The organism is Neolewinella xylanilytica (assembly GCF_002934605.1).
GTDB classification, from domain to species: Bacteria; Bacteroidota; Bacteroidia; order Chitinophagales; family Saprospiraceae; genus Neolewinella; species Neolewinella xylanilytica.
Genome location: NZ_PTJC01000005.1, coordinates 56,556 through 71,356, shown reverse-complemented (window position 1 = coordinate 71,356; position 14,801 = coordinate 56,556). Strand labels below are relative to the sequence as shown.

6 protein-coding genes are annotated in these 14,801 nt (G+C 59.8%); 4 read left to right on the top strand and 2 right to left on the bottom strand.

Features of this window, described 5'->3' with window-relative positions; translation table 11 throughout:
- Positions 1-35: 35 nt before the first annotated feature.
- Positions 36-1,247 (bottom strand): hypothetical protein, encoded by a 1,212-nt coding sequence (locus CLV84_RS00255; RefSeq protein ID WP_104417737.1) that lies wholly within the window; start codon positions 1,245-1,247, stop codon positions 36-38.
- Between the two features lie 209 nt (positions 1,248-1,456).
- Between CLV84_RS00255 and CLV84_RS00250 the strand changes: the two genes are divergently transcribed.
- The gene (locus tag CLV84_RS00250) at positions 1,457-3,883 is read left to right on the top strand and encodes a DUF5060 domain-containing protein (protein WP_170067506.1); all 2,427 of its coding nucleotides are present in this window, start codon (positions 1,457-1,459) and stop codon (positions 3,881-3,883) included.
- Here CLV84_RS00250 and CLV84_RS00245 read toward each other — a convergent pair.
- Positions 3,880-8,148, bottom strand: coding sequence for a hybrid sensor histidine kinase/response regulator transcription factor (locus CLV84_RS00245; RefSeq protein ID WP_170067505.1), 4,269 nt, complete (start codon positions 8,146-8,148; stop codon positions 3,880-3,882). The genes CLV84_RS00250 and CLV84_RS00245 overlap by 4 nt on opposite strands.
- A 540-nt stretch (positions 8,149-8,688) precedes the next feature.
- Between CLV84_RS00245 and CLV84_RS00240 the strand changes: the two genes are divergently transcribed.
- From CLV84_RS00240 to CLV84_RS00230, 3 genes are all read left to right on the top strand, one after another.
- Positions 8,689-11,895, top strand: coding sequence for a SusC/RagA family TonB-linked outer membrane protein (locus CLV84_RS00240; protein WP_170067504.1), 3,207 nt, complete (start codon positions 8,689-8,691; stop codon positions 11,893-11,895).
- A 26-nt stretch (positions 11,896-11,921) separates the two neighbouring features.
- Complete coding sequence (locus CLV84_RS00235; RefSeq protein ID WP_104417733.1) at positions 11,922-13,604, top strand: RagB/SusD family nutrient uptake outer membrane protein; 1,683 nt, start codon at positions 11,922-11,924, stop codon at positions 13,602-13,604.
- A 63-nt stretch (positions 13,605-13,667) separates the two neighbouring features.
- Positions 13,668-14,792, top strand: a complete 1,125-nt coding sequence (locus tag CLV84_RS00230) for a glycan-binding surface protein (protein ID WP_104417732.1) — start codon at positions 13,668-13,670, stop codon at positions 14,790-14,792.
- Positions 14,793-14,801 lie beyond the last annotated feature (9 nt).

Genomic DNA, 14,801 nt, shown 5'->3' with positions numbered 1-14,801 from the left:
GCAAGGCTCGGACGGGAAATGCTCCCGCCCAACGGTCACACCAGTCCCTCTTCCAAACGGGCCCGCCACCGGGAAAAGCCGTCCACGAAGGGGGAGTCGATCTGTTCGTGGCGTACCGACCAAAAGGTGTGGTCGAAGGTATTCGTGCGGCGGTACGCCTGGCGGCCGGTCGCGTTGAGTTGCTCGACCTCTCCCTTTACCCGGGCGAAGTGATCGGAAAGCGTATCGCTTCCCCGGGGCAGGCTCCAGATGTAGGTGGCGTGGCTGTCGAGCAGCTCCAGGATGAAGTGGTGCATCCCCTCCCCACGCACAAAGAAGAAAAAGCCGAACTGCGGAGTGAGCACGAAGCGCAGTTTCTGGCCCCGCTCGTGGCGGGTTGCCAGGTGGGTGAGCTGGCGGGCGTTGCGAACGGAACCCTCGTTCAGGATATGCTCCAGCAGTTCGGGGCCGGGCGGGGGAAGCAGGGTGCGAACGGGATCGTCGTCCGCGGAACGTTCCCAGAGCTCCTCGGGGGTGAATAGGCTTTGGTCGGGGTCGTCCTGTTGGAGAAATTGCCGCAGCGTACGCGCACGCAAGACTTCGATCATCCGGTCGTCGATGCGGTCAACCTGGCCGGAGCGGGCGCGGCGGATACCGGGCTCCCCCGCCCCGTCGAAATGCAATTCGGCGGAAACCTCGAGGGTACTGCGGCGCAACTGGCGCGCGAAGTAGCTCCGGATGGCATTAAATTCCTTTACCAAATGGGGATTGGGGATTCGAAAGGGAAGGGGAGGCAACTCCCCGGAAACATAGGTGCCGGCGACGTACCCATCCCCGATCCGGAGCGCTTCGAAGGCTACAGTGAAGTGAAGGGAGCGAACTTTCCGGACCTCCGGCACGCATCCAGCGGAATCGGCAACGGTGGTTTCCTCACCATCCACGGCGGGTAAAGCCGTAAGGGGCAAACGCCCCGTCTCGTAGTAGCTCAACTGGCTGCAAAAGGCGGCCCGGTCGAGCGGAGCGAAATGCAGCGCGCGAACCGCTGCGCGGGCGGTCCGGTCCGGCTGATAATCTTCCGCCTCGGCTTCGAAATTCGTCACGCGCAGGAATAGGGTAGCGGTCGAAGCGTCGTAACCGGTCATCTCGACCTGCCAGAAAAAATCCTCCCGCTCCCGAAGCCGGAAGCCGCCCTCGCCGAGATTGGTGCTTGACCAGGGAATCACGACCGTATCGTTCAGATAAAGTGCCGTTGGGGTCGGTTTGATCACGAGGGAGGATGGCACGGCTGGCTAATCGACGGGCTGGTGATTGGTGGCATCAAGTTAGCGGGAATTTCGGTTGCGGATGCGATATTCCAATCAGGATAATGCCGCGAACCGGGAATGATGTTACCGCGTCCCCCCCTGCCGGTTACGCACGGGTACCGTTCCTGCGCCCGGCGCCCGCCTACCTTACGGTATCCGTACCCAAGACCGCTATGCGCCCCATTTGTTTGTTGCTTTTTGTCCTTACGTTCTGTCCGGTAATGCCCGCCCTTTCCCAGTCAGCACCGCGTATCGATTCGGTTTCCGCCCCAGTGGAAGCCGTGGAGAAGTATGGGAAGTTTGAGGCCATCGTATTTGCCACCGCCGAATACGACAATCCCTTCGATTACGACCAGGTTGCCCTGAGCGGAAGTTTCTCCGGCCCAACCGGGCGGCGCGTGGAAGTCGATGGCTATTATTTCCGGCCCTTTGACCTGGACGCGGAATCCGGGACGTTGAGCCCCACCAACGCGGACGGTTCCTTTGCCCTGCGCTTTTCCCCGGACGAGGTAGGCGAGTGGAGTTACATCCTTACGATTGCCGATGCCAACGGATCCAGCGAGGCCGTGACCGGATCTTTTATCTGCCGGCAACGCGGCAGCGTGCATAACCGGGGCTTCGTGCGCCGCAACGAAACCAACTACCTGAATTTCGACGACGGGGGGCAGTACCTCCCCATCGGCGAGAATATGGCCTGGCAAAACGGCAACGTCGTCCGGGACTACCGGAAGTGGATCGACGGGCTGACCGGCAGCGGCGGTAATTTTCTGCGCCTCTGGAATGCCTACTGGGGCTTGGGCCTGGAATGGAAGAACGGTTACGATGGTTACAGGGGCCTCCGCCGCTACAAGCAAACTAACGCTCGCTACCAGGACTGGCTCTACGACTACGCCGCCGAGCGAGGGCTTTACGTGATGCTGTGCCTGCAGTACCACGGACAAGTATCCACTCAGGTCAATCCGGCCTGGGCGGACAACCCGTACAACGCGGCAAACGGCGGTCCGCTACAACGAACCCGGGAGTTCTTCACCGACTCCACGGCAATGGCCCACACCAAAAACCGCCTCCGCTACGTAGTCGCCCGTTGGGGCTATTCCCGCAACATCATGGCCTGGGAGCTATTCAACGAAGTTGGCTGGACGGACGATTACGAAGAGATCAAGGACGACGTAGCCACCTGGCACCGCGAAATGGCTCGCTACATCAAGGAAATCGATCCGTACGGCCACTTGGTCACGACCAGTTTCGCCGACGAGGCACACGGTGACGAAGTGTGGAACGACCCCAACATCGACCTTACCCAGACCCACTTTTACGTCAATAGCGGCAACATCGAGCGCGCCCTTGTGGGCGGGGTGCGGCGCTACCTCGACACCTTCGCCAAACCTACCCTAGTGGGGGAGTTCGGACTAGGTTCCGACCGGGACCTGGTGCGGACCGACCCCGACGGCGTCTACGTCCACAATTCCCTCTGGGCCGGGCTCTTCGGGGGCGGCGCCGGCACCGCCATGAGCTGGTGGTGGGACAACTACATCGATCCCCAAAATCTCTATCACCACTTCCGGGGTATCGCTACCGTGGCATCCGCTATTCCGTTGCTGGAAGGGGATATGGCACCTACCGAAGCCTACGTGCGCGGGGCACCGGGCGACGTATTCCTGACGCCCACCCTCGGCTGGGGATCCATCGGGGAGGACACGATCCGTATCGTACCCGAGCGGCAAATAACCCCCCGGCTGAGCTATTTCCTCTACGGATCGAGCTACAACACCCAGTACCGGTCTCCGCCGACCTTCGTGGCCGATTTTCCGGCTACGTCAACCTTCACCGTTAGCACCGGCGACGAGGCGGGCATCTCCCCGACCCTATCCATTTACCTGGACGGCAAAAACGTACTGACCGCTGCCGCATTGGTCAATCAGGCGTACACCATCCAGGTTCCCGCGGGTACCCACCGGATCACCGTCGACAATTCCGGCACGGACTGGATCAGCATCAAATCCTACACCCTCGGCGGGGTGGGCTCCCGGGTAGATGCCTATATCCTCTCTACCATCGATGGGCTGACCGCTGCCGGATGGGTATTCAATCACCGATATAACCACGAATTCATTGCCGAAAACAACGGGCCACCGGAACCCGTGACGGGTAGCCAGGTCGTCGTGCCGGAAATGACCCCGGGCGGGTACCTCGTTAACTGGTACGACTGTCACACCGGAGCGGTGGTGGATTCGGCACCGGCCACCGCCGATGGTCGCGGATTGATCTTCGACGTGCCGGATTTCGCCTGGGACCTGGCCTTCCGGATCTCCGCCGACCCGTCCACGGGCATTGCCCGGCTTCCTCCGGACGGCCCCTTTGCGCTGTCCCTCTACCCGAATCCGGCGCTTCCGTCCGGCATCGTTCGCCTCCAACTGCCCAAAACTACCCAGGTCGAGGTGAGCTTGTACGACCAGCTTGGCCGCTTACACGCATACTACCGTAACGTGATCGGGAATTACGGCATCCAACTGCCCGATGACCTCTCCGCCGGCATGTACTGGGTGCGCGTAAACCAGGGCGGACTGCGGGTATCCGCCCCGCTGCAGGTAGGGCGTTAATTGGGGTTGACGTAATGGGAGGGACTAACGCCGTACTTCTTCTTGAACTGGGAGCGGAACGACTTCAGGTCGTTGTAGCCTACCATATACGTTACGTCGGCCACGTTGTACTGGCGGGTCTTCAGCAGCTGTACCGCCCGCTGTAGTCGGAAGCTCCGGATCAGTTGGTTGGGGGTTTCGTCGGTCAGGGCCTTGACCTTGCGGTAGAGCTGCATCCGACTCATGAACACGGCATCGGCGAGCTGCTCGACGCCGAAGGAGCTGTCGTCGATGTTGGCCTCCACGGTTTCCTGTAGTTTGCGGAGAAAGTCTTCATCGAGCGTATTGAGTACGGCCCCTTTCGGACTCAGGGTGATGTTCTTCCCGAAGTATTCGCGCAGTCGGCGCCGGCTGCTCACCAGGTTGTCCATACGGGTTTGCAGCAGCTGGAGATTAAAGGGCTTCGTGACGTAATCGTCGGCACCGGTTTGCAATCCATCCAGTTTAAACAGCAAGGAGGTCCGGGCCGTAAGCAGGATCACCGGGATGTGGCTGGTGTGGATATTGCTCTTCAGCCGACGGCAGAGTTCGATGCCGGTCATTTCCGGCATGGTAATGTCGGCGAGCACCAGGTCGGGGAGCTCCGCTTCCGCCAGGGTAAGTCCCGCTACGCCGTCGGCGGCTTCCAATAGGGTGTACCGTTTCTCCAGGTTTTCCCGCAGGTAGGACCGGATGTCCGCGTTGTCTTCCACGATCAGCACCTTCACGTCGCTTTTGGCCGGTTCCGGGCGGGGCTTCGCGGTGTCGGCGGTGGAAGCGGCCAGTTCGAGGTAGCGGCTGATATCCTCGCTGTCGCGGAAATCCTGGATTTGCTGATCCGGCGTGAAATGACGGTCGCCGAGGGGCAGGTACACCGTGAACGCTGTCCCGCTACCCGGTTCACTGCTGACGTCGATCTCCCCGTGGTGGGCCTCCGTGATAGCTTTAGCCAGGGCCAATCCGATGCCCGTGCCGCCGTCGGTGCCGTAGTGATCGGCCGCCTGGTAAAAGCGCTCGAAGATGAAGGGCAACTGGTCGGCGGGTATACCCTTGCCCGTATCCGTAAGGATTACGCTCGCATACTCCTTACCCTCCCGCTGGGTCGTAGTAAGGCGAACGCTGAGGCTACCGCCCGCCGGGGTGAATTTGAGCCCGTTGGACAGGATGTTATAAAACACCTTTTCCAGTTGGTCGCGGTCGTAGGTGACGGGAATGCGCGTGCTCGACGACGTGTACGACAGCGCCACGCCGCGTTCCTCGGCCAGTCCGTGAAAGGAGAGCACGATTTCGTCCAGAAAACGGACCAGGTTGCCTTCGGCCACCCGCAAGCGGAGGAGGCCCGCGTCGTTTTTCTGGACGTCGAGCAATTGGTTGATCATCGTATGCAGCCGGGTAGCGTTGCGGAAGATGCGGGAGTAGGTGCGGTGGAGCCGTCCGTTGGTGCTTTCTTCCCGGAGTAGTTGCTCTACGGGGCTCAGGATCAGCGTCAGCGGAGTGCGGAGCTCATGGCTGATATTGGTGAAAAAGCGGACCTTCAGCGCGTTCATTTCCTCCGCCTTTTCGCGTTCGAGACGCGCCAGCTGCAGGCGGTGGCGCATACCGGCCCGCAGCCGAACGAAGCGGACGACCAGCAGGAGCAAGCCCGCCACCGCTAGCGCGTAAAGCAGATAAGCCCAGCCCGTCTTCCAAAAGGGTGGGTGAATGACGAGGTCCAGCCGTACCGGGTCGCTCCATACGCCGTCGTTGTTGGCGGCTTTGACGGCGAAGGTGTAGGTTCCGGGCTGCAGGTTAGTGTAGTGGGCTACGCGCTCCTCACTGTCGGTGTAGATCCAGTCATGGAAGCCCCGCAACCGGTAGGCGTACCGAAGCAGCTGGCTCTCCCCGATCTTCAGCCCCACGAATTCGATCGAGATCATGTTATCCCGGTGGCTGAGTTCGATGCGGTCGGTTTGCCCGATGGTGCGGGTCAGCAAGGTTCGGCCGTCGGGCATTTCTCCAACGGCAACGGACTGGTTGGCCAGCCTCAGGTCCTTGACTTCCACCCGCGGCGCGACGGTATCGATCAGTAAATCGGGCGTGACCAGATAGCTCAGCCCCAGGGATCCTCCGAAGGCGAGTTGGCCGTCCGAAAGCGCGATGGCGGCGTCGTCGTAAAAGAATAGATCCTGTAATCCGCTGTTCGTGCCGAAATTCTTGACCGAAGCCATACCGCCGTGTAGTTGCACCCGGGATATCCCCTGCTTCGTACTTACCCAAAGGTCGCCGTTCCGGTCCTCCGTCACGGCCTGTATGAAGGCGTTATCGAGTCCGTCGGCCGTATCTATGTGGTCAAAGCCATCGCCACCGGGCTGCATGCGGTTCAGGCCGTTCTCCGTGGCGATCCACAGGATGTCCGCGGAATCCACGTACAGGCTGTTAATGAAGTTGCTGCTCAGGCTGCTTTCCCGCTCCTCCGCGTAGCGGTAGTGGGCCACCAGGTCGATGCCGTCCTGCCGGGGGGCGTACCGCAGTTTCAGGAGGCCGTCTCCCCGGGTACCGACGTAGAGGTATTCGATGCCCGCTTCCTGGCGTAGCAACAGGTGCACGTTGTTGCTCGCGCCGAGGTCGAGCGTCCGGTCGCGGGTCAGCCGGTAATTGACCAGGTGCTGGCTATCCGCGTCGTAGCGGAATAGTCCTTGGTCCCACGCCCCGATCCAGAGGCTGCCGTCGGCCCCCTCGTCCATTGACATAAGATAGAGGTTCTGCTCACCATCGTCGGTCGGCACGGAGGTGGCCAGGAGCTCCTGTACGTCGGCCCCGGTACCGATGCGCTGTAGGAGATCGGCTTCCTCGAATCCGAGGAGTCCCGTTCCCTGGGTGGCGATCCACAGCCTGCCATCGTGGGATACCACTACCTGGGAGGCGAATCCGGCCTTTCCCCCGCTTTCCCGCATCCGCAGGCGGAAGGTGGTAGCCGGTTGGTGGGCCTTGGTGACCGGGTCGAAGGGTTGAAAGTGGAGGCCGTCACCCCGGGTGGCCAGCCAGAGGGCATTCCCCTCCGTGGCGGTGGCCATCGCGGCGATGTTCCGGTCGTTCGATTCCTCGGTTGCCGTCGGGTTGATGGTGGAGAACTGCCGGGGCCGCCGGTCGATCCAGTTCAGTCCGCCCTCGGTGCCGATCCAGAGCCGGTCGCCCGAGCCCCCGTAGAGGGCGATGACCACGTCGTCGTTCAGGTAGCCCGGTTTGGCCGGATTAGCCTGGATGCGCTCGAAGCGCCCCGTAGCCACGTCCATGCGGTTGAGGCCGTTGTTGGTACCTACCCACACTTCGTCGGGCCGGTCCTGCCAGATGTTCGCCACGTCGTCGGTGGTCAGGCTGTTCGGGTCTTCTTCCCGGTGGTAGTATAGCTGCAGGGCGTATCCCTCCGGGGCCTCCCCGTTCGGCCGAAAGTGCAGCAGGCCCTGCTTCGTGCCCAGCCAAAGTTCCTCCGGGGCACCGACCACTCCCTCGATGCTCAGGATGAAATTTTGTTGTAGCCGACGCGTGCCGCCTTCGGCCAGCTTCGCCGGAGTGTGGGTGAAGTCGTAGCGGACGAAGTAGGCGGGACTGCCATCCGGGCGACGGACTAGACGACTCAGCCCGTCGTCGGTGCCGATCCAGAGGGTGCCGTCGGGGCTTTCGTGCAGCGTGTTGATAAAGCTATTGCTGAGGGTGCGGCGGTCGTTGGGGGCGTAGAGGTAGTGTACGAACGACTCCGTCTCCGGGTCGAAGCGGTTCAACCCGTGCTCGGTAGCGATCCAGTAGTAGCCGTAGCTGTCCTGGAGAATGTCCCATACGTTATCGTTGCTCAGGCTGTTCGCGCTGCTGGGGTCTCTCCGGTAGGCGACCAACCGGTCCTGGGCCGGATCGTACCGGTAAAAGCCGCCGTTGCGGGTACCCACCCATAGCCGTTGCTGGCCGTCTTCGTAGAGGGTGGTGATTTTATTGGTAACCAGGCCGCTGTCCGAAGCCCGGCCCTGCTGATAATGCCGGATGGTATGCCCGTCGTAGCGCAGCAGCCCCGACCAGGTGCCTACCCAGAGGTGGCCGCGGTGGTCTTCCAGCAGGCAGGTGATGAAGCTGCGGGAGAGCACGTTGTCCACCGGGAAGCTCGAAATCAGGGGTGCCGAGCCCGGCTGGGCCGTGGGCTGGCGGGGAAGCAGCAGCGCCAGCGCCAAAACGAGCCCGACCAGGGGGCGGGGAAGTAGGGGGTAGATGTTCGGATACATAAATCGACCGTAAGCAAAAGGGCGAGCGCTTGGCATTGCCCGTTGCCGAAGATACGGTACCGCCCCCGGCGCGTCGGGTTGACCGCGGCTTGGTAGGGAAACCGACATTTTGGGCGCCGGGGCGCGGGTGCAAGACCGACGGAAAATGGCTGCGGTTCAACGCCCCCGGGCCTTTGCAACGAACACCCCCCCTATCGGTTACGAACCCCCCCGTGCATCGCCCGGCCGAGGTCGGACATTTGGCACTCTGAGGGTCCTATCCCCTCCATCCCAATCACGCCTACGACTTCCCCTATTCCCCCCCGACCTACCGTACGCAACTATCAACGATCATGCACGGAAATAGTCTTCGCATCGCCCGGTTCCTACCGGGTTTCCTATTACGAGTTGGCCGGGCTCCCGCGCTCGGCGCCCAAACCGACGGTACCCGCCCCTTAACCGGACACCGTGCCCATTCCTAATTCATTGAGGCCAATAATCGCGACCCCTACCGGGCCAAGCCGTCGCCGTACACTTTCGCTAGAGAAACTTAAGATGTATATGAAATATACCATTCGCACTTCCCTGTCTACCGGTCGTCGCCCCTTTTCCCTTATTCTGGTACTCTTTGTTGCCAGTCTGTGCTTTGGTGTAAACGTGGCCGCTCAGCAGACCGCCGTTACCGGAACGGTGACCGACGAAGGGGGCATTCCGCTGCCGGGAGTCACGATACGGGTCGAGGGTACCACGAGCGGCACGACGACCGACGTGGACGGAAACTACGCTATCACCACTACCCCGGACGGAGCACTCACCTTTTCCTTCCTGGGGTACCAGCGCAGAACGATCGAGGTAAACGGTAGATCCCAAATCGACGTGACGATGAATGAGGAGATCTCCCAACTGGATGAGGTGGTCGTCACCGGATACGCTACGATCAAGCGATCCGACCTGGTTACGGCCCATACCTCGCTGGATACCGAAGACCTGGAGCGGACCGTAAACCCAACCCTGGAACAGGCGCTGCAGGGCAGGGCCGCGGGGGTGCAGGTGACCCAGAATACGGGGCAGCCCGGCGGCGGGATCTCCGTCAACATCAGAGGAATCAGTACAATCAACGGTAACACCCAGCCACTCTATGTAGTGGACGGGGTGCAAATCCAGGTCGATCAGATAGAGGGCAGCGCCCAGAATGCCGCCAACCCCCTTTCGGGCATCAACCCTTCGGACATCGCTTCGATGGAGGTGCTCACCGGACCGGTCGCGGCATCTCTCTACGGGTCGCGGGCTACGAACGGCGTAGTGGTCATCACCACCAAAAGCGGGCAGGCGGGCCGGACCAACATCAACTATAATTTCGCCTACAGTCAGCAGGAACGGCCGGACTACCTGGACGTCATGAACCTGAGCGAGTACGCCGCCATGGCCAAGGAGTATACGGCGATCGAGGGGGGGACCCTGCCGGGTGAATTTGAGGATCCCTCCCTCCTGGGGGCGGGAACCAACTGGCAGGAAGAACTCTTCAACAACGCCAGTATGTTCAAGCACAACCTGAGCGTCAGCGGAGGAAACGACAAGACGACCTTCTATATCTCCGGCGAAGTGTTCGACCAGGAAGGGGTGGCGGTCGGATCCGGCTTCCAACGGTACAGCGGGCTGGTGAAGCTGGATAACCAACTGACCGACCGGCTGAAACTCAGCTCAAAAGTGAACCTCAGCCAAACGGAAACGCGACTGATCACCGGACAGGAAAACATTGTTTCCACCGCGCTGCAAATGACCCCCAATATTCCCGTGCGGGACTTCGACGGTAGCTTCGGGGGAGGGGACACGGAGATTTCACCCGCTCAACAATTCCTTCCGCCCAACCCGATCGGTCTGGCCCAGATCACCACGAACACCCTCATGAAACGGCAGGCCCTGCTAGGAGTCAACGCCAGCTACGACCTGGGGCACGGCCTAACGCTGTCCGCCGCGGTAAACGCCGATATTTCCAATTCCGAGGGACGGTATTTTCAGCCCCAGTACAAATTCGGCTTTCAGGAAAGAACGACTGCTACGCTGTCCGAGCGGTCCCAAAGCAGCACGTACTGGAATTTCCAGCAAATCTTATCGTACTACAAGCAAATCGGCACGCGGCATACCCTTAACGTAATGGGCGTCCACGAAGCCCAGCGCAGCGAATGGCGTAATCTGGCGGGAGGAATTTCCGATTTCGTTTCCGAGGAAGTAATCGATCTGAATTTGGGTAATACCGAAACCGCAACGGCCGACGGCGGTAGGGCATCGTGGGCGCAGGAATCCTGGCTGGGCCGGTTGAATTACAACTTCGCGGAACGCTACTACGTGATGGCCACCGCCCGCGCGGATGGTTCTTCCAACTTCGGCGCCAACAACAAATGGGGGGTCTTTCCATCCGCTTCCGTAGCCTGGAGGATTTCCAACGAGCCGTTCTTCCAGATCGGTGCCATCAGCGAACTGCGGTTGCGCTTCGAAACCGGCCTTACCGGAAACCAGGGCGGGGCCGGCTTCATCTACGGCACGCTCGGCGCATGGACGACCCCCTGGGGTACCGGTTTTGCCCTGAACCGCTACGCCAACCCCAACCTGCAGTGGGAAGCCACCCAAACCAATAACTTCGGGCTCGATCTGGCCTTTCTGGAAGACCGCATCCAGGTGGAATTTGATTACTATACCCGGCATACGGACGAGCTGTTGACGGAAGCCGCCAACCCCGACTATCTCGGCGTAACCGGAAGCGGAAGCATTGCCAACCCCTTCGTAAATGTAGGCTCGCTCCGCAACGAGGGCTGGACGGTGCGGCTACAGACGAGAAACATCAATACCCCCAACTTTACCTGGTCTACGGATTTCAACTTCTCCGTCGTCGACTCTGAGATCCTGTCGCTCAATACCTCTTCCGGCTTTTTCGACCGGACCTCTTGGTGGATGGACAACTGGACCCAGCGGTCCGCGATCGGGCAAGCCCCCTGGCTATTCTACGGTTTCGAAGCGGACGGCCTGTACGAATCCCTGGAGGAAATCAATAACAGTCCCCTGCCGGTGGACAACGACGGCAATCCGCTGCCCGTCTCCCCCGACGGTATCTGGGTCGGAGATGTAAAGTACCGGGACATCAGCGGGCCGGACGGAGAACCCGACGGGGTCATCGACTCCTACGACCAGACCTTCATCGGCAACCCGAACGCCCGGCAGTCGCTGGGACTGACCAATACGTTTTCCTACAAGTCACTCGAATTGAGCGTGCTGTTCACCGGCTCCTTCAACTACGACGTGTACAACTACACCGCTTATGCGGCTACCAACCCCAATAGCATCAACCTGAGCCGCAACCTGCTCAACCGGGCTTACGATTTCGCGCGGGTGGAGCTGGATGCGGAAGAACAACCGTACATCGTCAACGCCGGTACCGACATTCCCAGGATCAACGCCACCGATTTGAACGGTAACTACTCCCGCCATTCCAGCCGGTTCGTAGAAGACGGCTCCTTCCTGCGCCTGAAGAACGTTACCCTGGCCTATAATCTGCCCGCGGCCATGGTATCTCGGCTCGGATTCATGCAATCCCTGCGGTTGGCGATTTCCGCCCAAAACCTGGCCACCTTCACGAACTACTCCGGCTACGATCCGGAAATAGGATCGTACGTAGGCCGCGACGCCACCGCCGGCAACCAGGCTGTTGGGGTCGACAACGGAAGGTATCCGTCCGTTCCCCTGTACACGGTGAGCGTTGGCGTACAATTTTGATCACCCAGCTGTAAACGATAAAAACCATGCGCGCAATACTTAGACAGACGCTGGCCCTCGGTTTGCTTTTCGGACTAACGGTTAGTTGCTCCGAGGAATTTCTGAACCTTCCGCCGGAAGACAGCCTGACCGACGGGTCATTCTACACCAATGACGCCCAGCTCATGGCCGCTACGGCCACGCTGTACAATCTGGTGTGGTTCGACTACAACGACAAAGCCTCCTACAATATCGGAGACTTCAGGGGGGGGACCACCCTGGATGCCTACAGTGACCGGGACAACGTGGAGTTCAAGACGACGGCCAGCACCATAGATAACGGCGTGGCCTGGAGAGCCTTCTTTAACGTTATCGGGCAGGCCAACACGACGATGCTGAATATCCGCCAGAGCGAATCGGCGGAGTTGTCGGAGGAAGCGCGCCAAATCGCGATCGCCGAGTGCCGCTTTATGCGGGCGGCCGCCTACGAGCACCTGGTCATGAACTGGGGACCCGTTCCGATCATCACCAATAATATCGACTTGCTGGAAGATCCGCTGTCGATCCGCCGCCATACCGTCGAATCGATCTGGGAATTCATTACCCGGGATTACCTCGCCGCGGCCCAGGACCTGCCGGAAACGCGTTCCCAGGAAGGTCGGGTGACCAGCTGGTCGGCGGAGGGCATGCTCTCCAGAACCTACCTGACCCGCGCGGGGGTAGTGGGAGCATCCGGAAACAGAGACCAGACCTTCCTCGATAGTGCGAAGTACTACGCACAGCGGGTGATCGAATCCAGCGGTGCCTCCCTACTGCCGGAGTATGCCGACCTCTTCACCATACCCTACGATAACAATGCTGAATCCTTATTCTCCCTGCAGTGGGCATTCGCATCCGGTGAGTGGGGCAGTAACAACAGCCTACCCGCTTATCTTACCCCGACCGGTGCACTCGGTAACGGTGATGGCTGGGGCGGAGCCAAAGGAGCCACCTTCTGGCAACTGAGCCTGTACGACGGGTTCGAGCAAATTGATGAGATCACGCTGCAGGGCAGAACGGTGGACAGCCGGCTGCACGCTACGTTCATGCTTCCCGGAGCGTATTATCCGGAATTACCCTATGCTGACGGCAACGGCGACGTCGCGGTGGGCTACACCGTTCCCGAACCGGGTGGTGACCTGGCTACGACCGTGGATTTTGCCGCCTATAAAAAGTACGTCGTCGGTCGCTTAAGCCCTACCGAAGCTATTTCCCAGCACTACAGCCACGATACCTATATGCTGCGACTGGCGGAAGTCTACCTGAACTACGTGGACGCGGCCATCGGTAACGATGACGTTACCACCGATCCCCAGGCAATCGACTACTTCAACGCGGTACACGAGCGGGCAACCAGCCAGACGGTAGCGGATGAAGTCTCGGAACTGGACTTGCTCGAAGAACGGGCCAAGGAATTCGCGGGAGAGTCCCGCTTCTGGTATGACTTGGTCCGCATTCACTATTACGATCCGGAACTCGCCTACGAGGTGATCAGTAATCAGGACCGCGGACTCTACTCCATCGAACCGGATAATCCTACCGATCCTACCCAGTGGACCATTCAGCAAATCAGCTGGGATGCGAACCGCTTCTTCAGTGCTTCTTCGGCCAACTTCCGGCTGCCCCTCCCCATCAACGAGATCAGCTCGGCTCCCAATTTGCTAGAGGAGCCGGTCGACTACGAATTCTAAGCGACAAAAGATCAGAACATGAAGTTCTTCCCTAATAGGACCCTAATTTTAGCAGCTGCCTTTTTGCTAGTTGCCGTTTTCCTGAGTTGCGAAAAAGACGATTTGGTCGACGGAGGTCGACCCAGTATCGATTACGTACGGGTGACTACCCCTGAATTGTCGGATTCGCTGCTGGTATCCGCCTTTCAGGGTAGCCTGATCGCCATCATCGGAAATAACCTGGGCGGCACCGTAGAAATATGGTTCAACGACCTTATGGCGGACCTCAACCCCGTCTACGTCACCGACCAATCTATTCTCGTTTCCGTACCCAGTGACGTGCCTACGGAGGTGACGAATCAGATTCGACTCGAATTTGCCGACGGGAATAACCTAACCTACGCCTTCGAGGTAGACATATCCGAGCCCGAAGTCAATTCGATGAAATCCGAATACGTTTTCGCTGGTGAAGTAGCCACTATCTACGGCAACTACTTCTACGAACCCATCACCGTTACCTTTTCGGGTGGCCTGGAAGGGGAGGTGCTGCCTATGACGACGGCGGACGGTCAGACACTCCGGGTAGTCGTACCCGAAGGCGCACAGGCCGGGCCGATCACCGTTTCCACTAACTTCGGTACCACCGAATCCGACTTCTGGTTCCGCGACGATCGGAACATCATCCTGAGCAGCGATCCCTTTACGGGATGGTGGAACGTTGACTACGTTGTTGAACCCTCCGAAGTGGGTCCCGGTGACCCCGCATCGATCAGCGGTAACTACATCCGGGTAAATAAAATGATCGGAGCGTGGGAGTGGACCGAAGTTGCCGGTGGCGCAGCGGATGCCGTGGGAGAAGTATCCCGTAATTTTCCGGATGATGCCATTCAGAACCCCCGGGACTACTACCTGAAATTCGAGGTAAATACCGTCAAGCCATACAATAATAATATCGTTCGCTTCAATTTCGGCCTGCCATCCGAAGTCAATGAAGCTTACTTCTGGCAGCCACCCTACGATAGCCAGGGAGAATGGGAGACGGTCGCGATTCCCCTGGAACAGGTATTTAGCGCCTATTCCGATCAGGGGGTGACCCCCGTAGTGCTAGACGAGGGATACTGGACCCGCATTCTCATTTTTGGCGGAAATGCGTTGGATGCTGATATCTCCTTCGACAATTTCCGCGTCGTACCCAAAACACTGGACTAAATCTCCGGT

Excerpts from the sequence above, each read along its gene's own strand:
- CLV84_RS00250 (WP_170067506.1), top strand. The coding sequence starts at position 1,457 with ATGCGCCCCATTTGTTTGTTGCTTTTTGTCCTTACGTTCTGTCCGGTA.
- CLV84_RS00240 (WP_170067504.1), top strand. The coding sequence starts at position 8,689 with ATGAAATATACCATTCGCACTTCCCTGTCTACCGGTCGTCGCCCCTTT.
- CLV84_RS00245 (WP_170067505.1), bottom strand. The coding sequence starts at position 8,148 with ATGTATCCGAACATCTACCCCCTACTTCCCCGCCCCCTGGTCGGGCTC.
- CLV84_RS00235 (WP_104417733.1), top strand. The coding sequence starts at position 11,922 with ATGCGCGCAATACTTAGACAGACGCTGGCCCTCGGTTTGCTTTTCGGA.